We start from the raw sequence: 18,366 nt of genomic DNA, 5'->3' as shown, positions 1-18,366 counted from the left end.
TTGGGGCGTATGGCACAGACGGAGGAACTACCCGGCGAACTCGTCGAGCGTCTGGTCGATATTGCGGATGAGGAGCTCTACGCGATGGGCCGTAATCTGCCGGCCCGACATCTGAGTGCCCACGGTGAGGTGTCCGTCGCGGTAGATGCTCTTGATCCCCTCCTCGATGCGCACGAGCTTCTTGCCCGGGCTCGGACGGTCGTCGGAAGGACGAACCACGCCGAATCCGTGGTCCTGCACAAGCGTCTTCGCAGAGACCTGCACGGCCACATTCCGGCGCAGGGAGAGCTTGGCGCTGGGCAGCCAGTGCTGCAGGTACGACTCAACCGCAGGGTCAACCGGGCCGGTGACCGACACGACGAGGTGGTCGTTCTTTGCCCCAACGAGGCCGATCAGCAGTCCGTCAAAGAGGGCATAGACGGCATCTCCTTCCAGAATCAGCGGATCGGCGTGCGCCTCTGCGTAGTCCATGAACGCGTCGTAGCCCGGGACCTCGGCGGTTTCAACGGTGTCCTGATCGTTCCGGGTCCAGTAGTCGAAGACACCGGCAAAGTACGGGTCCGCTACCGGCTCATCGGCGTGCCGGGCCTCCACGACCCCCACCTGTTGCGTCCCCAGCCGGGCCAGCACGGGCGTGGGCAGGTCGGCGGGCCCCGCGATTTCGACCTCGTTCAGCCACGTGCCGCGCAGCAGGTCGTCGAAGGAGTCTCGGCGGGCGGTCGGTACGATCATCTCGGCCCCCACGTCCGGCGTCCAGCGGAGGTGCAGCCCATCGTAGCGCCCGATAATTTCGTCGTCGGCGTAGGAGATGAACTCCAGCCCCCGCTCTGCCTGAAGCATGCGCAGGTCCGCGCGGGTGGCGGTCTCTTCTACAAACACGATCTCGCCGGGGTGGCCCCACAGGTCAGCGGCGTACCCGTCGTGCTCCATGAGCGGCACCGGGGCGTCGAAGGTGATGGTGTCGCCCTGCACCTGCACCCGTCCGAAGCGGTCCGGGGCCTCGGCCGGGGGCTCTTGACGGGTGAGGGCATCGTAGACGGAGGGGCTGCCCTCCAGTGCAGCAAACGCGGCGGCAAGGTCCGGGGTCTCATTGTTCTGGGGCGGCGTGTACCCCTTCACGTCCGCCATGGGCGGCAGACGCGTCGCCGCGTCGCCCTCCCCGTTGGAGGCCGTCGCCCGGTCCGGAAGGTCGACCGGGGCGTAGGCGGATGGGTCGAGCGGGTCCGCATCGGCTTCCGCCGTCCAGCCTGCCTCCTCCCAGTCGGACGTGTCCACGTCCTCGGCCTTCTTCAAGAGGCGGTGGTTGTCGCGGTCCTTGGTCACGTAGTCGAGCACGAGCGGGTCCCAGTCCGCATCGTCGGGCCCCAACACGCGGATCGCGTCGAGCAACTGCTTCAGCTCCTGAATCGTGCAGCTCTTCTCCATCATCGACAGCTCGCACCGCACGTAGAGGTTGACGGCCGCCTCCAGGTAGGGGTGGCCCCCGTGCGACCGGCGCAGCGCCTCACGGACGAGCGACGGGTGCAGCGGCTCAAAGTGGAGGTACGGCATCCGCCGGTGGGCCGGCCCGGACAGGTCGCGCTCGTCGTTGAGCGTGATGCAGACGTAGAGGTTGTCCATGTTTGCCTGCACCTGAATGTCGCCGTAGTTGACCCGCCCGTTCTGCAGGAAGTCGAGCAGGAAGGCGTCGGCGGTGGGGCGCGTCTTGTCCCACTCGTCGAGGATGAGGAGCGTGTTGCCCTCGTGGCTGGCCCGGACCGCCTTCGGCAGTTCGCCCCACTGCTTCTTGATCCCGCTCTCTGCATCCTCGTCGGGGAGCAGGTCGAGGATCAGGTCCTCTTCCCGACTGCCGGGGCTGACCTGCTTGAAGAAGGTGTTCATGTCCAGGATGTCGCCCAGCACCTCCAGCAGCCACGTCTTGCCGGTGCCGGGCGGACCAAACGCGAAGAAGCCACCCAGCGGGTCAGTCATGAGGGCCGCCAGCACGCTCCGGGCCCGGTCGCGGGAGCAAATGTACCCCGCATCGTTGAGGGTCGTGTGAAGCGCATCGACGGTCAGGGCTTCGACCGGGTCGTCCGGCGTGTCGGGCCGCCGCGTGTCAGGAGTGGATTCGGCCATCGGAGCCATACAAACAAAAACGACAGAAGAGCGCGTCGCGACAAGCACTTAGTCGCGGCTGAGCGGCGTCCCCAAAAACTCCCGGAAGATGTTGATTACAACGTCGATCCCGAGGGATACGCTCATGCTTTGGAGAGCGCGGCCGGGCGCCCATCTTCCTCGTTCCCAGCGCGCCTGGGCAAGGGCGCCGCCGTAGGTGGCGGCGACATTTGGGGCATTCGGCACGCGAGCGCCGGTGGGGGTCCGGGCAATAAAGGGGGATAACACTGCGTGCCGAAGCCGAGCCCCGGTGCCGCTATGGCGGCGCAGGCGGGGACGAATGTCAAGGTGCAGGGCGGCGGCCAGTCCGTGCATCGTGCCGGTCTGAAGCAACGATTCTCCTGTGCTCGACCCGACACGGGCTGCATACCCGCCCACCGCCTCGCCCCAGGCGCCTGGGTCGTCGTCGAGGTGCGACCCGGTGGCGGATCCGATGCTCTTGAAAAAGAACTCGGGGCTCAGGACATCGCTCCGGAAGGCAGCCCAGTGTGCGCCCGCCCCCAGACGTCCTGGGCCGTCGGCCTGCGCGACGGAGGTCTGCGACAGACCCACAGCGCCGATCAGCAATCCCCCCAGGATGACGATCAGAGAGGAATGCACACTCGTCCGAAGACGGGCCATCACGGCAAGGGGTTACTCCAAGTGGTGGTAGTCGAGCTCGTGCTCTTCGTCCACGGCCTGCTGGACGCGACGAGAGGGCTGCCCGGCCGTCTCCAGGCCGATGTCCATGCCGCCGTCGCCCGTGGGAAGACTCCGAATGTTTTGCCGCCAGTCGGGATCTTTCGCCTCGTGGTCGGTCCGGGCGTGGGCACCGCGCGACTCCGTCCGCTCCAGTGCGCCTCGCAGAATGGTCTCCGCCGTGGTGAACATGAAGCGCAGGTTCTGCGCTCGCTCGTAGCGGCGGCTCGTACGGTCGGCCTGGACCTGCAGGTCTTCCGCGTCGGCCCGGAGCCGTTGCAGCCCACGAAGGCCGTTTAGAAGCCCATCTTCGTCGCGCAGGATGCCCGCGCATCGCCACATCAGATCGCGAAGCTCGTCCATGATCTCGGCGGGAGCGTGTGTCCCCTCGGCCGCGGCGAGTGCGTCCTGCGTCGTGACGTGGTCCTGCACCGCCGCCTCGGACAGCGACGGGCTCGGGCGGGTCTCCAGCGTCTCCGCGATGTGGTGTCCAGCAATCTGGCCGAAGACAACCGTCTCGATCAGCGAGTTGCCACCCAGGCGGTTGGCGCCATGCACGCCGGCGGTACACTCCCCGACGGCGTACAGGCCGTTGATCTCCGTCTGGGCCGTCTCGAAGTCCACCTCGATGCCCCCCATCGCGTAGTGGGCCGTCGGCGCCACCTCCATCGGTTCCTCGGTGATGTCGATCCCGTGCTCGGCAAACTCTTCCACCATTCGGGGAAGTCGGTCGTGGATGTAGTCGTCGTCGCGATGAGAGATGTCGAGCAGCACAGCGTCGTCCTCTGTCCCACGCCCCTCACGGATCTCCTGCTCGTTGGCACGGGCCACCACGTCGCGGGCATCCAGCTCCATCTGCGTCGGGGAGTAGCGCTCCATGAAGCGCTCGCCCTCGGTGTTGTAGAGCCGCCCGCCCTCGCCCCGCACCGCCTCGGTGACGAGGTGTCCGGCCTCCTCCTCCGGCGTCACCTTTCCGGTGGGATGAAACTGCACGAACTCCATGTCGCGCAGCGGCACACCGGCCTTGAACGCCAGGGCCTGCGCGTCGCCCGTGTTCTCGTCGGGGCGCGAGGAGCTGCGGCGGTACAACGAGGTGTGGCCGCCGGCCGCGATCACGACGGCGTCCGCGTCGAAGGCCACGGGCCGGCCCGCGTCCATGTCGAACCCGACCGCGCCCGCGGCCTGTCCACTCTCCACCACCAGGTCGGTAATGTACAGGTTTTCGCGGTACGGAACCTCCAGGTCCATCGCCTTCTGGACGAGCGTGTCCATGAGGGCCTGCCCGGTGCGGTCGCCGACGAAGCAGGTGCGGCGGAACGACTGGGCGCCGAAGTAGCGCTGATTGATCGCGCCCTCGTCGGTCCGGTCAAAGGCCATGCCCCACTCGGCGAGTTCTCGGATGCGGTCCGGCGCCCGCTTGCAGAGCGTTTCGACGGCGGTGGGATCGTTCACGAAGTGCCCCTCATCGAGGGTGTCCGCGGCGTGAATTTCCCACCGGTCCTCCGGGTCGAGGCTCCCAAGGGAAGCATTGATGCCCCCGGCGGCCCAGATGGTGTGGGCATCTCCGTGGGCGCGCTTGCCCAGGACGAGACAGTCAATGCCGTGCGACGCCAGCTCAATGCTGGTGCGGAGCCCGGCCCCCCCGGCCCCGATGATGAGGACGCTCGTCGATACAGTTTCGGGGGTGGATGGAGTGCTCATGTGTGGTGTGCGCGGGGACAATGCATCTTTTGATTAGCACTGACTTTACGTGTGGGAGGGGGACCAATATTCTTTATTTTCTGCTACGAATCAGGAATAGAGAGAACGTAACAGCTGTGGCGATGTCGTTTGCTGAGGCGGCCTCCGAGCGAATGTCTCCGGAGCACGCTACACTTCGACCGTCAAGTCGGGCCGAAAGTCGGGGTTCTCGGTGCCGTGCCCCTGCGGATTGGCCAGCACACGCGTGTCGCCGAGCCGGTAGTCGAAGGAGGCGTGGACGTGCCCGTGCACCCAGAGCGGAGCGCCGGAGGCCTCGACGAGCGGCCCTTCGCGGGCCACGAAGGCGGCACTGGTGAGGCTGTGGGGGTACCGCGGGTCCACCGATCGGGGAGACGGGGGATGGTGGGTAAGCACGATCGTCGCCCGTACACCGGAGGGCGAATCCGCAAGGCGTCGTTGCAGCCACCGAACCGAGGTCTGGTGCAGCCGCGCCGTGTCGCGGGGCCGGAGCGGGCGACGAGCACGGAGCAGGTGAATGCGCCGGTAGTCGTCCACGTTGGCCCGGCAGGCGCGCACAGCGCGGGGCCGTCGCCCCTCGAACAGGCCAAAGTCGGTCCAGAAGGTACAGCCCAGGATCCGGAGCCCGCCGAGGACGATCTCGTCTCGCTCGAGGAAATATACCCCGCTCGGGTTTGTCCCCTTGCGGGCCGCCGCGGAGGGGTCGTCCGCGGCCTGGCGGAGCGCGTGGAGCGTCGACTCAAAACAGCCGTCGTAAAATTCATGGTTGCCCGCAACGCACACGACGGGGCGCTGCGGGAAGGCAGCCCGCATCCACCGGATAGATTTTGTCCTTCGATGGGCATCCCCCGCAACTACGATCACGTCGGCCGCGGGGGTGGCAGCCCGCCGAGGCAGGCCGGGCGGGCCGTGGTCGCGGATGTGGACGTCGCTGAGAATGCGGAGGCGCATCGAACAGACCGCGTAAGCCGTACGGAATTGTCGGGAGGAATGCGGAACACCGGTCTTCCCGGGGCGGCCCACTCAGGACTGTTCGGACAGGTTCTGGTGCCCTCCTGCCCCTTCCGCAACAGGCGCATCATTTCCGGACACCGATGCAGCCGCCACGCTGGACCGCAAGCAGCCGTTGCGCCGACCGTACACTGGAGAATGCGCACTGGGGAGTCTCGGGGCTGGCCGAAACTGGTGCCGACAGGCAGGCCCCAAAAGCAGACAGGGCATGCCTGCGCTCCGGGATCAGGCCCCAAGGTGGTTCTTCAGCATCTGCACGTTCACCTTGTTTGCCTTGAAGACGGCGTCGATGAGATCTCCTGCGACGGGAATGAACCCCGAAAGGGCATCCACGGCGATGACCACCAGCATCTTGAAGAGGAGCGACGGCGGGGCGCCAACACGATACGCCTCGTACGGCACGTAGCAGGAAACAGCCGCTGTGATGATGTCTCCCCAGACCGGCACGAGGCCGACGACCGGATCGAGCCCAATGCGGGCATCAAGGCCCGGAAGTGGAATGCAGTCGTCACTCCAGTACGCAAACCGATCCAGGCGCTCTGTGAGGGGAGTCGCCCCCGGAGTGCCCAAGTTTTGTGTGGATGAGTCCGTGGTCATGGGGTGGGAGGACGTGTGCAGAGCCACTTCGGAGGAGGTCGAGCGGGCACGTCACCGGGAGTGCCGCGCCGCCGCACTCTTGTGTTTTTTCTGTGCGCTCGTACAAAGGCCCGAGCGAAAAAGTTACTCGTCCACGGCGACTCGGCCGTGAGAGACAGGCTCGCGCCGTACTGAGTACGGGACGTTGGAGAAAGATTACGCTTTCGGCCCCTGGCGAAGCCCGACGGCCTGCCGTGGACCGCTGCCGGTCTTCAGGTCCGCAACGTCTCGATCCCTTGTCGAGCAAGAGCGGACGCCCGAACAGAAGCGGGCCGCATTCTTGCGGCGCGTTCGGACTGGAGACGGTCCCCCGAAGGACGGGGCGGGGCGCGGAAAGACACCGGGGCCCATCGCGGGTCACGGGGGGATTCCAGGAACGCGACGCAGGGGACTTTGTGGGCGAGAGAGACGACCTGTATTCAGTCCCGACGCCAACCGAGAAACGAGAGCACGCGATGCCTGAAGAGGTTGTTTTCCGGGCGGAGCCAAAGTTGTGGGCGGCCCATCCATTCAGTGTCACGCTCTTCGGCCTGCTGTCAGCGACGGCGGCCCCGTTCGTGCTGGGCGGGGCGCTGGTCAACACTGGATGGGCGGCAGTGTTGGCGGCAGGCCTCTGTGGGCCCTTTCCGCTCTTCTGGATGTGGCTCCAGGCGCGAAGCCGGGAGCTCGTCGTTACCCGCTCTCGGGTCCGCAAGCGATCGGGCATTGTAAGCAATCGCACGACCGAACTTGCCCACCGCAACATCAGAAACGTTCAGATCGACCAGGGCCCGATCCACCGGCTGATGGGATGCGGCACGCTCCGGCTCTCAAGTTCTGGCCAGTCCGGCATTGAGCTCACGATGCGCGACCTGGAGAACCCGGAGGGGATCAGAGATCTCATCTATCGCCAGCACGGGTAGGCGTGTTGTTGACGAAGGTGCTGGCTGCGGTCCCGACGGTGGTCCGTGTACGCAAGACGGGATCGGAGACTGTGAGCGATGTGACTGGGATTCGTCAGAACACTTCGCCAAGCCGCCACGGCAACGAATTCACTGGGGGCGTTGCCGTCGTCCTCCCCCGCCCGGCGTGACTTGAGTGTGCGAGGTGGGCGCACGCCGTTGATTGGTTTTGTTCAGATTCACGGCAGGGCCCCCAAACCGACAGGTTCGTCCTGGCAGAAGCGCACGACCGTTGCGGCTCCTCCCACACTCGGCCCGGTGCTGTGAAAGACGCGTTCCGTAGCCATCTGGGCCCGAACAAGGGGGCCCCACGATGCCGTTTCGCGGGTGATTTTTAGAGCCTGTTTTGATTTAATCTTTCGGCCATGCCCCCGATGGGATCGAATCTCCACAAACGTTGTAGGGGATCCCCCCGGGAGTCCAGGGGGCCATCGGTGGATGATCGCGGCCGCGTCCGGCAACCCTTTTCACGGATTCGGCGCATCAGATCGCCCCTGGCCGGTGGCTACTTTCGTTCGGAAGCTTTGTGCACTCACGTTTCTACCGTCGTATGAATGTTGCTATCGTAGGGTGCGGTCACATCGCCTCGGCCTACGCCGAGGGGCTCTCCACGTACCCGAATCTTTCACTCGTGGCCACGGCTGATCTCGAGAAGGAGCGTGCGGAGTCGCTCGCGGCCCCGCACGAGGCCGACGCCTTCGGAGACGTCGACGCGCTGCTTGCGGGAAGCGATGCCGACCTCGTGCTCAACCTTACGATCCACGACGCCCACGCCCCTGTGACAAGAGCGTGCCTGGAGGCGGGACGCCACGTGGTCAGTGAAAAGCCCCTGGCCTTGGATCTCGAGACGGCCCGCGGGCTCGTCGATCTCGCGGACCGCAACGACCGTGTGCTCGCCTGTGCACCGATCTCCGGACAGGCCGACGCCCAACAGTACGCCGCCCGCCTCCTCCGCACCGGTCACATCGGGCCGGTTCGAATGGCGTACGCCGTCGGCAACTTTGGGCGCACGACGGAGTGGAACCCGAACCCGGAGCCGTTTCTGCGCGTCGGCCCGCTCTACGACGGAGCCGTGTACCCGCTTACCGTCCTCACGACCATCTTTGGACCGGTCACGGAGGTGCGCACGGCCGACGTGTCCCTCCTGCTCGAGGAGCACGACCACGACGGGCACACCCTCGAAGTGGAGACGCCGGACCACGTCGCGGCAACGCTGGAGATGGAAAGCGGGACGCTCGTCCAGCTGACGGCGAGCCTGTATGTGCCGCACCAGACGCAGCATTTTTCGAGCCTTGAGGTTCACGGGGACGCCGGCTCGCTGTACCTCGACGACTGCGGAAACTTCGACGGGGACACCGACGCGCCGCTGCTGCAGGTGGCGCGCCTGGGGGAACCGTACCGCCCGTGCCCGCTCCCCCGCCGTCCGGCCCCGCTGTCCTACGCGGCGACGGTGGCGGAGGCGGCCCGGGCCGCGCGCAGTGGGGGAACGCCCCGAGCGTCCGGCCGCCAGGCCGCTCACCTCGTCGCTGCGATTGAGGCCATCGAGGCCTGCGCGGAGGAGGGGGCCTCTGTCACGGTCGATCCGGTCGGGTTCTCCAGGCCGGATCTGCTGCCGTGGACGAGGGCCACGGAGCCGCACCGCACCGTTCACCCGCTGCTCCCCAACTCCGCCGACCCGGCCGCTGCAACCGAGTCCCCTTCCACTTTGGAGGGCCCGGAAGATGACGCCATCGACCTTCCGCCCATCGGGTTCGGCTGCTCGCGCTACCGGGGGGGAACGACGTACGTCGACCTCGACGCCTCGATGGCCGATGCCCTGGCGGCAGGCGTTCGCCTGTTCGATACCGCCGAGCTCTACGGGACGGAGGCGACCCTGGGCTCCCTGATCGAGGGGCCATTGGGGCCGCCGCGAGAGCAGCTATTCCTGGTCGGGAAGGCGTGGAACACGAACCACCGCCCGGAGCACCTGCGGGCCGCGGCGCGGGACTCGCTGGAGCGCCTGGGGATCGACACGTTCGACTGCTACATGTTGCACTGGCCCACGGCCTGGCAGCACCAGGGGCCACTGGGGGACGTGTCGCACCTCTCCCACGAAGAGGCCGCGACCCTCACCTTCCCGAGCGATGAGGCGGGGGAACCGCTGGAGGCCGACGTCACGCTGGCCGAGACGTGGCGGGAGATGGAGGCGCTCCGCGAGGACGGCCGAACGGACACGCTCGGCATCTGCAACGTGTCCCGCGACCAACTGGCGTCGCTTCTAAACTTCGCAGCGGTTCCCCCCGCGGTCGTGCAGGTGGAATGCCACCCGTACCACCACCCGACGGAGCTGATCGACCTCGCCCACGCGCGAGGGATTCGGGTCATCGCCCACTCGCCCCTCTCCGTCCCGGGGCTGCTCGACGACGATGCCATACAGCCCATCGCCAGTGCGCACGGCGTCTCGACGGCGCAGGCGGTGCTGCGGTGGAACCTCCAGCACGGCGTCGTTCCCATCCCGTCCAGTACCGCTCCCGATCACGTGCACGCCAACGCCGACGTGTGCGGGTTCACACTCAGTGAGGACGAGATGGCCACCATCGATGCACTTCATCGGTCGGACTTCGAGCGGCCGTGAGCATCCGGGGCATCGCGGGGCACAATGCTCTGTACAGTGGCGCAAGAAGCATTGCGTGAGACCGTGGAGACCCATCTACCCGGCGGGACCTGTCTTCCTTCTGAGACTGAATTCGGGGCCGGGGATGCGTCTTTTTCGAGGGCGCCTCGCCCGAACGGGCCTGCTGCCGACGCCGCCGGTGTGAGGACCGTCCCGGTCGGCCGGCCCCCCTCAAACAGCCCCCGCAAAGTTCTCCGAATCTGGTAACAGAATAACTTCCGGGAAACACCCTTTGGAGAGCAAGCATTCCGCTTTTCGATCTGAGACGTGCCAAAAGCCTTCATCTCCCACGAAGGGCAACGCCTCTGTCTCAGAGCTGGGGGTAGCTTGCCTCGCCCCTTCCTCTCTGTTACGAGACTGAACGCCGCCAATCCGCATGGACTCCCCTTCCGTTCAACGCCTCACCGGTGCCCGCATCCCAACCGTGGACGGTGAGTTTACACTGTTTCTCTACGAGAACAGCGAAGATGACAAGGACCACCTCGCACTCGTCTGCGGAGATGTTGAGGGACACGACGACGTCCTCGTTCGCGCCCACTCGGAGTGTTTCACCGGGGACGTTCTCGGGTCGCTCCGCTGCGATTGCGGGGAGCAGCTGGACACGTCCATGCGGCGCGTCGCCGAAGAGGGACAGGGCGTAATCCTGTATCTCCGGCAGGAGGGACGCGGCATTGGGCTGCAGAGCAAGCTCCGCGCCTACAACCTGCAGGATGAGGGGTACGACACCGTCGAGGCCAACCGGATGCTCGGCCACGAGGCCGACGAGCGCGATTACACAATTGCAGCGACAATCCTGGAGGACCTTGGCGTCTCGTCGGTCCGCCTGCTAACAAACAATCCGGGGAAGGTCGAGGACCTGACCGAACGGGGGATTGACATCACGAAGCGCGCGCCCCTGAAGCCACACGTCAACCAGCACAACGAGGACTATCTCCGGACGAAGGTGGACCGGATGCGCCACATCCTGGACCTAGGCCCAGCGAACGGGCATTCTCAGGGCAACGCACATGCCAGTTCCCTCCAGTCCCTCGAGCAGCGGATGGAGCGCCACTTCGGGGAGACGGACACGCCGTTCGTGACGCTCACCTACGCGCAGAGCCTGGACGGATCGATCGCGTCGGAGGCGGGCACCCCACTTCCGATCAGTGGGAAGGAGGCACTAGACTTTACACACCGCCTCCGGGCCCTTCACGACGGCATTCTCGTCGGCATTGGGACGGTTCTGTCGGATGATCCGCGCCTCAACGTCCGACGGGGGGAGACGGATCATCCCATTCCCATCGTCCTGGATTCCTCCCTGCGATGCCCCCCGGACGCTCAGCTCCTCACCTGTGAGGGTCCGGACCCGCTCATCTTCACGGCCCCGGACCCGGCCTCCGACCGTCGCGAGGCGCTCACGGCCCGGGGCGCCACGATCCACGAGCTTCCCTGTGCCCCAAACGGGGGCGTGTGTCTCGACTCCCTGCTTGAGGAGCTGGGCGGGCACCACGTCACCAGTGTGATGGTGGAGGGAGGGACGCAGGTGCTCACGGCCTTTCTGCGGCGACAGCAAGCGCAACGAATCATTGTGACGGTGGCCCCGATGTTTGTCGGGGGCACCCCCGCACTCGGCTCGCTTGCACAGGCAGAATCGGCAGATGCGCCCGACGAATTCCCGCACCTGACCCATGTTCAGCAGCGCTGGTACGGAGACGACTTGGTGGTGGAGGGCGATCCGGTCTGGCCCGCATCGGACTAGAGACATCCGCTCCCCCGCCTTGCTCCGACGAGACGCTTTTCCTCATGGCCCAAGCCCGCCAACGTGTCCAATTTTCGGCCCCCGAACAGGCAGAGGTGGTGACGGAAGAGGCCCCGTCGCCCGGCCCCGACGAAGTCCGCGTGCGCACTCAGTACTCCGCAATCAGTCCGGGCACGGAGCGTCTCGTGTACGAGGGAAATGTGCCCGGCACTCTCGACGCTGATCCCTCCATCGAGGCGCTTCAGGGCGATACCCTGTCGTACCCGCTCTCGTACGGGTACGCCTGCGTCGGAGAGGTTGAGGCGCTGGGCGAAGGGGTGGAGCGCGACTGGAAGGGAGCCCCCGTGTTTGCGTTCCAGCCGCACGTGTCCCAGTTCGTCGCCCCGACGGATGCGCTCCTCCGGCTGCCGGAATCTGTGGACCCCACAGATGCCGTCATGATTCCGTCGATGGAGACGGCCGTCAATCTGGTGATGGATGGGCAGCCCATGATCGGAGAGACGGTCCTGGTGTTCGGGCAGGGCGTGGTGGGGCTGCTGACGACCCGTCTTCTTGCCGACCATCCACTGGGCACGCTGGCGGCGGTCGATCCGGTCGCGGCCCGCCGGGCGCGCTCGGAGGCCGCCGGGGCACAGGCCGTCGCATCCGCCGACAACCTGGAGCAGGTGGACGGCTACGTCGCGGCGTCGTCGGGCGACGCAACCAGTGCGGAGCGGGCGGACCTCGTCTACGAGCTCACGGGGCAGCCCAGTGTGCTCGACACGGCCGTGCAGCACACCGGGTTTGCCGGGCGGATCGTCGTCGGGTCGTGGTACGGAACAAAAACGGCCCCGATCGACCTCGGGAGCCACTTCCACCGATCCCGGATGCACATCATCTCCAGCCAAGTGAGCACGGTGGACCCGTCTCATCAGGGCCGATGGACAAAGGATCGGCGCATGTCTGTGGTTCTGGATCTGCTGCCGGAGGTGGCCCCCAGCCACCTCATCTCCGATCGGTTTGCCGTAGGGGAGGCACCGTCCGTCTACGAGCAACTGGCGGACGGCGCGTCGATGCTGCAGCCCATTTTTGCGTACGAGTAGGGTCGGCCCCGAGCAACCCGAGTACCGAGCAGCCTGATTTTCGAGTCCTTTGCGCGTTTCCCCTCACAATTCACGGTCGAGTCGAATGTACGAGCTTATGGTCCGCCGGGACTTCGTGGCCCAGCACTACCTCACGGTGCCCAACTGCGGTCCCGAAAACGAATGGCATTCCCATCATTTTGAAGTGGAGGTCTTGCTCGAAGGCCCCTCCCTCAACGACAACGGCTACCTCGTCGACATCGTGGAGGTGGAGACGGCCCTCGACGGGCTCGTGGACCGGTACCGCGACGCGACGCTCAATGACCTTCCGGAATTCGAGGGCCTGAACCCCAGCATCGAGCACTTTTCGCGGCTCTTCTGTACCGCTTTGGAGGAGCAGCTGGACACCGATGGACTGGACACCACGGTCAAAATCTGGGAAGACGAGGACGCGTGGGCCTCGTACAGCGCGTAGATCGGTTCTCGACGACCGCCTCTCGGCCCCCCGATGCGAATTGGCCTCGTCATTTACGGAGATCTGACCCAGGTATCGGGCGGATACCTCTACGATCGCAAGCTCGTCGACCACCTGCGAGGACGGGGCGACGAGGTCATCGTTTTCTCTCAGCCGGAGCGCCCCTATCCGTTGGGCCTGGTCGACAACCTAAGCTCCTCATTCTGGGCCCGGCTTCGCGCCAGCGATCTCGACCTCCTCCTGCAGGACGAGCTCAACCACGCGTCGCTCGCCCTCGGCAATGTCTGGCTGCGAAGGGTTCTCGATGCCCCCATCGTCACAATTGTTCATCACCTGCGCGCCGAGGAACAGCGGTCGGCCCTGTCGGCGGCGGCCTCCCGCATTCTCGAAGGGCTCTACCTGAGAACCCCCGACGCGCGCATCTACAACAGCCGCTCGACGAAGCGCTCCGCGGAGGCCCTCGCGGACACACGCCCCCATGTCATCGCCCGCCCCAGTGGGCGCCGCTTCGGGCCGCCGGTCTCTCCGGACCACGTGTCTGAGCGTGCGCGCGCAGGCAATGCGCTTCGGCTGCTCTTTGTCGGCAACCTCATTCCGCGGAAGCGCCCGCACCTGTTGATCGAGGGGCTTGCCCGGGCCCGATCGACGCGGTGTACGCTGGACATCGTTGGTGACCGGTCGGCCGACGACATGTACACGACCACCGTGCGTCAGTCCATTGATCGGCTCGACGATCCCTCCCGGGTGACCCTGCACGGACAGGTGCCCGACGACGATCTAAAAGAGTTGCTCGACGCCTCGCACGCCCTGGCCGTGCCGTCGGCCCACGAGGGATACGGCATCGTGTATGTCGAGGCAATGGGCCGCGGCCTCCCGGTTTTGGCAAGCCCGAACGGGGGCGTCCGAGACGTGGTCTCCGACGGCGACACCGGGTACTTCGTCGAGACGGCCGAGGACATCGCGGCAGCGATTGACACCTGGGCCACTGACCGCGAGCACCTCGCCGAGATGGGCCGGGCCGCGGTAACCCGATACCAGGAGACGCCCACCTGGGCGGCGACGTGCCGCCGCATTGCCTCGTTTCTGGATCGCATCGCACGCCACTCTCCATCCTAACGCACCGGCCCTCCGTGTCCGAACCGGCGACATACAGTTATCCGCGCTACCTGGAGGCGAAGCGAACCGTCGACGCTCGGGCCCTGAACCGACGCGTGTGGTCCCGATTCGTCGACGAGCTTGCGGCGCGCGACTCCTCACCGGTCCGCGTCTTGGAGGTTGGGGGCGGCGTCGGGGCCACCGTTGAGCGAATCGTTGAGGCCCTCGCGTCCCGGTCCGTCGACAACCTCGACTACACGTTTGTCGACCTTGAGTCCAAGAACGTGGAGGCGGCGCGGACGGGGCTCCGCACCTGGGCCGAGGGCCGCGGCTACAGCGTGTCGGACGGGACGCCGCAGGTCTGGACCGACGGCCCGATCACGGTCACCGTCCGATTCGCGGCGGCCGACCTGTTCGACGTAGCCGCCTCCCACGAAGGCCCGCCCCACGATGCACTCGTGGCCCAGGCGGTCCTGGATCTCCTGCACATCCCGGACGCGCTCGGCGCACTGGCCCCGCTCCTTGCCCCCGGAGGGCTGTGGTACCTGCCCATTCACTTCGACGGGGTGACGGCGTTTGAGCCACGGGTCAACCCCGACCTGGATGCACGGGTCGAGCGGCTCTTTCACGAGAGCATGGCGGATCCGAGCCTGGAGGGCGAGCGGGCCGGCGCGCACTGTGGGCGGCGCCTCCTTCGCCACCTTCACAACTCGGACGCCCCGCTTCTAGAGGCGGGCTCCTCGGACTGGGTGGTCGTTCCCCAGGACGGAGCCTACCCCGGCGACGAGGCCTACTTTCTCCACCACATCCTGCACTTTATTGAGACGGAGCTCACAGGCCATCCCGAATTGGATGCGGAGGCGTTTGCGAACTGGGTTGCCACCCGTCGCCAACAGGTTGAAACGGGGGAGCTGATCTACATCGCTCATCAACTGGATGTGCTTGCCCGCAGTCCCTAAGTAGCCTCGAAGACATACGGTTACTCAAGAGTCATTCTGAGCGATCGACGAACAGTGAGAAGAGGGCGTTGAAGAATCTCTTTGCATCAAGCGGAGGCGGCTCATAGGGGTCGCTCCCGCCCTTCTTCCGAGAGATTCACTCCAGGAGCACTCGGTTACTGCGCTCCCAGCGCCTCGACTCCGCTTGGAATGACAATTTTCAAAGTTGTTTTGCCAACCTACTTCGCTCTGTTCGGCATTCATTTGGCACCCATGGCCCGCACGGGACTGGTGCGTGAATCCATCCGAGAGTCTCCCAACCAGTCTCGTGGAGACATGAGTGATTGGGCCGGCAGCCGGACCGCCAAATTACGCCACCGTTGCGGCGGGAAGAACCCCTCCTGCCTGCTTCCAATAAGGAGTACGTGACGGTCCCGCTCACCCCCCACCTTATTTTGCCAAGGCGTCCCTCGACCGTCGCCCTCGGAATTTCTTTTGGTTCCTCTTTCCCACAACTCGGTTACCGATCATGGCCTCTACCTTCGACGCAACGTTCACGTCCATCCACCAGATGACCCCTCGGGTCAAACAGTATCTTTTGCGGGTCGAGGATCACACGTTTTCCTACCGTCCCGGCCAGCACACCGTCATCAGCTTCGAGCAGGACGGGGAGACCGTGAAGCGCCCCTACACGCCGGTCAACCTGTCGGGGACCGACACGCTCGCCCTCGCCATCAAGCGCTACGAGGACGGCGCGGCGTCGACGTGGATGGCGGAGCGTTCGGTTGGGGATGCCCTCACGCTTACGGAGCTCAAGGGCAATCTGCACCTCCGAGACCTGGAGCGGGACACGGTCTTCCTGTCAACCGGAACCGGGATCACCCCAATGGTGGCGATGCTGAAGCAGTATCTGCGAGAGGGCACCGGAGAGGTGGCGTTTCTCTACGGGGAGCGGACGCAGGAGGACATCATGTTTCGGGAAACGCTCGACCATCTCTCGGCCGACCACGACAACCTGCGGGTGCTCTACTCACTTTCCCACGAGAACTGGAGCGGCCCGACCGGCCACGTGCAGACGCACCTCGACGAGGCCCTCGGCGACGCGTTTGACACGCCGCACTACTACGTTTGCGGCATCCCGCCGATGGTGGTCGACACCGAGGCGCTCCTTCAAGACCGCGGCGTGGACGAAGACCGGATCTTTACCGAGGGCTGGGAAGCAAACGCGGTGTAGAGTCATCGGGGGAGGGGGCCGCCCCGGCACGCGAAGGATCTCGGCACGCTCCGGCCGAGCGCACGCCCATCGGGCACAAATGCCACAGATGCTTGAGAAACCCCATCCGCTCGTGCCGACGGGCGGGGAACGTGTCAGAGGGAGCGGAGGAAGGCAACCAGGGCATCTCGCTCATCCCCCGAGAGTTTGGTGCGGAAGCGCTCACGGGCCGGCCGTGCCTCCCCGCCGTGCCAGAGAATGGCCTCCCGGATCGACCGGGCCCGGCCGTCATGGAGAAGTGTGTTGTGGCCTTGTATCAGCTCACGGAGCCCGAGCCCCCACAGCGGCGGCGTGCGCCACTCGCGACCGGACGCGTCGAAGACCGGACGGCCGTCGGCCAGGGCCGGGCCCATGTCGTGAAGCAGCAGATCGGTGTACGGGGCAAACTGCTGGTTCGACACCGACGGCACCCCCTCCAGCCGACCCGACTCGGCAACAGGACGATGGCAGGTGGCACAACCAACGTTGCTGAAAATTTCTTCTCCTCGTCGCACCGCCGGATCCTCAGTATCACGGCGGGCCGGCACGCCGAGACTTTGGACGTAGAAGGTCACCTGGCTCACGGCTTCCGCGGTCACCTCCGGGTCGTTGTTGAGACTATCGGCCTCCTCGTGGGGTGGTTGGCCCGCACAGATTGAGGACTGACAGATTACCACAGTCCCGCTTGCTTTCCGGTAGAGCCTTAGTGGATCTGGAGAATTGCACGAACGCAAGCCGCTGCTCTGGGCTTAACTTGGGAGCCCCTCGACGACCGATACGGGAAGATGGGAGACTTCACCGCCGAGAAGTGGCCGTCCGGGCATCGGTGTGCAGTTGTAAATCGGGAGGGCGACTGGCCTGCCGCCGCCAACGGCAACCTGGTATGCCCCAAACAGAAAAGGCCCGCTCCGAATCGGAGCGAGCCCTTTCGTCTGCTGCCAAATGGCAATGCGTCTCACAGTTGCCGAGACGCCACGGGCGCCATTAAAGCGTGCTGCTCGCCTCGTCGGCCGGGGCGGCGTTCAGGGCGCTGAGACCCTTTTCGGTCTGCTCGACCTCATACTCAATGGTCTGCCCTTCCCGGAGATCTTCACCGGAGGTCATGCCCGAGATGTTGTTTGCGTGGAGAAAAACGTCATCACTCCCGTCGAGAGGCTCGATGAAACCGAATCCGCGGGAGGTGTCGAAGAACTTAAGCTTGCCCTTTTCCATGTAGGTATACCTAATCTGTATTTGGGATGCCTCACCTCTGGGTGACGACCTGGCAGCGAGGGAAGAGCCCCTGCTTGCCGGAACGACACTATGTGATGACGCGCGTTAGTGTACAAGGTTTCACCTATCAATCTCTACGCAGTTCCCCAGGCGACCTGCTCGCGCCTCGTCTTCACGGAGTCGCCTTCTTCCCCCCCGGTGCTCTCCCCTCAGCCGCGCGCGTACTCTCGCACCCCGGCCGACTCCACCATCAGGTCGAAGAGGTCCGTGTTGCGCGTGAAGTCGCCGATCGCCTCGCTGCCGGGTCCCATCGCGGCAAGCTCCACGTAGTCGGAGGTGTGGTCCCCCCCGAGCCAGTTGACCGACGTGTAATTGGCCTGGATGGCCCCGAGCAGCAGGTCGGGATCGCTCTTCTCGCGGTAGGCCGCCTGGTACTCGCCCCGCAAGGCGTCCTGGACCAGTTCAGCCTCGTCGCGCCGGATCGGGAACTGCCAGGCCTCCGCCACGCGGTCCTGAATCTGCCGGTAGGTGCTGTCCGCGTCGAGCTCCGAGAGGATCCAGCTGTTGGTGTACTGGAAGTCCGCAACCCGGTCAAACATGTCGTTCGAGTCCGAATACCGGTCGCCGGCGGCGTTCACGCCCGGATTGGCGTTGCCGTGGTCGGTGGTGATGATGACAAGGGTGTCGTCGCGGCCCTCGGCGAAGTCGAGCGCCGTGCCGATGGCCTCGTCGAACTCAACCTGGTCGTACACGAGGCCGCCCGTGTCGTCCTCGTGCGCTGCGTGGTCGACGCGCCCGCC

General features: G+C 65.6%; 16 protein-coding genes. 8 read left to right on the top strand and 8 right to left on the bottom strand.

Features of this window, described 5'->3' with window-relative positions; translation table 11 throughout:
* Positions 1-27: 27 nt before the first annotated feature.
* From B7R93_RS08530 to B7R93_RS08510, 5 genes are all read right to left on the bottom strand, one after another.
* Positions 28-2,118: an ATP-binding protein gene (locus B7R93_RS08530; protein WP_232798209.1), complete on the bottom strand. Its 2,091-nt coding sequence runs from the start codon at positions 2,116-2,118 to the stop codon at positions 28-30.
* 48 nt (positions 2,119-2,166) lie between these two features.
* Entirely contained in the window at positions 2,167-2,757 is a 591-nt protein-coding gene (locus B7R93_RS08525) for a hypothetical protein (RefSeq protein ID WP_232798207.1), read from the bottom strand.
* Positions 2,758-2,790: 33 nt separating this feature from the next.
* Positions 2,791-4,536: an L-aspartate oxidase gene (locus B7R93_RS08520; RefSeq protein ID WP_103020359.1), complete on the bottom strand. Its 1,746-nt coding sequence runs from the start codon at positions 4,534-4,536 to the stop codon at positions 2,791-2,793.
* Between the two features lie 168 nt (positions 4,537-4,704).
* Positions 4,705-5,505: a metallophosphoesterase gene (locus tag B7R93_RS08515; RefSeq protein WP_103020358.1), complete on the bottom strand. Its 801-nt coding sequence runs from the start codon at positions 5,503-5,505 to the stop codon at positions 4,705-4,707.
* Between the two features lie 285 nt (positions 5,506-5,790).
* Positions 5,791-6,162: a DUF4112 domain-containing protein gene (locus tag B7R93_RS08510; RefSeq protein WP_103020357.1), complete on the bottom strand. Its 372-nt coding sequence runs from the start codon at positions 6,160-6,162 to the stop codon at positions 5,791-5,793.
* Positions 6,163-6,656: 494 nt separating this feature from the next.
* Between B7R93_RS08510 and B7R93_RS08505 the strand changes: the two genes are divergently transcribed.
* From B7R93_RS08505 to B7R93_RS08470, 8 genes are all read left to right on the top strand, one after another.
* Complete coding sequence (locus B7R93_RS08505; RefSeq protein ID WP_103020356.1) at positions 6,657-7,103, top strand: PH domain-containing protein; 447 nt, start codon at positions 6,657-6,659, stop codon at positions 7,101-7,103.
* Between the two features lie 589 nt (positions 7,104-7,692).
* Positions 7,693-9,756, top strand: coding sequence for an aldo/keto reductase (locus tag B7R93_RS08500; protein WP_103020355.1), 2,064 nt, complete (start codon positions 7,693-7,695; stop codon positions 9,754-9,756).
* Positions 9,757-10,171: 415 nt separating this feature from the next.
* Positions 10,172-11,533 carry a GTP cyclohydrolase II gene (ribA, locus tag B7R93_RS08495; RefSeq protein ID WP_103020354.1) on the top strand — a complete coding sequence of 454 codons (1,362 nt, stop codon included), beginning with the start codon at positions 10,172-10,174 and terminating at the stop codon, positions 11,531-11,533.
* A gap of 44 nt (positions 11,534-11,577) precedes the next feature.
* On the top strand, positions 11,578-12,615 hold the full coding sequence (locus B7R93_RS08490) for a zinc-dependent alcohol dehydrogenase (protein WP_103020353.1): 1,038 nt from the start codon (positions 11,578-11,580) through the stop codon (positions 12,613-12,615).
* A gap of 85 nt (positions 12,616-12,700) precedes the next feature.
* Positions 12,701-13,069, top strand: a complete 369-nt coding sequence (locus B7R93_RS08485; protein WP_103020352.1) for a 6-pyruvoyl trahydropterin synthase family protein — start codon at positions 12,701-12,703, stop codon at positions 13,067-13,069.
* A 33-nt stretch (positions 13,070-13,102) separates the two neighbouring features.
* A complete protein-coding gene (locus B7R93_RS08480; protein ID WP_103020351.1) occupies positions 13,103-14,185 on the top strand; it encodes a glycosyltransferase family 4 protein in 1,083 nt (360 codons plus the stop codon).
* Positions 14,186-14,199: 14 nt separating this feature from the next.
* Positions 14,200-15,123, top strand: coding sequence for a methyltransferase domain-containing protein (locus B7R93_RS08475; RefSeq protein WP_103020350.1), 924 nt, complete (start codon positions 14,200-14,202; stop codon positions 15,121-15,123).
* 508 nt (positions 15,124-15,631) lie between these two features.
* A complete protein-coding gene (locus B7R93_RS08470; protein WP_103020349.1) occupies positions 15,632-16,336 on the top strand; it encodes a ferredoxin--NADP reductase in 705 nt (234 codons plus the stop codon).
* A gap of 134 nt (positions 16,337-16,470) precedes the next feature.
* On the opposite strand, the gene B7R93_RS08465 is transcribed toward B7R93_RS08470, so the two are convergent.
* The 3 genes from B7R93_RS08465 to B7R93_RS15860 all read right to left on the bottom strand — a co-directional run.
* Positions 16,471-17,031 carry a di-heme oxidoredictase family protein gene (locus tag B7R93_RS08465; RefSeq protein ID WP_198598626.1) on the bottom strand — a complete coding sequence of 187 codons (561 nt, stop codon included), beginning with the start codon at positions 17,029-17,031 and terminating at the stop codon, positions 16,471-16,473.
* Between the two features lie 307 nt (positions 17,032-17,338).
* On the bottom strand, positions 17,339-17,566 hold the full coding sequence (locus tag B7R93_RS08460; RefSeq protein WP_103020347.1) for a cold-shock protein: 228 nt from the start codon (positions 17,564-17,566) through the stop codon (positions 17,339-17,341).
* A 209-nt stretch (positions 17,567-17,775) separates the two neighbouring features.
* On the bottom strand, positions 17,776-18,366 hold a 591-nt coding region (locus tag B7R93_RS15860; RefSeq protein ID WP_232798205.1), incomplete at its 5' end, for an alkaline phosphatase.

The sequence above is a fragment of the Salinibacter altiplanensis genome, from assembly GCF_002894645.1.
Taxonomy (GTDB): Bacteria; Bacteroidota; Rhodothermia; order Rhodothermales; family Salinibacteraceae; genus Salinibacter; species Salinibacter altiplanensis.
Note: the sequence above shows the minus strand (reverse complement) of the source record. Positions and strands in the feature narration are given on the sequence as shown.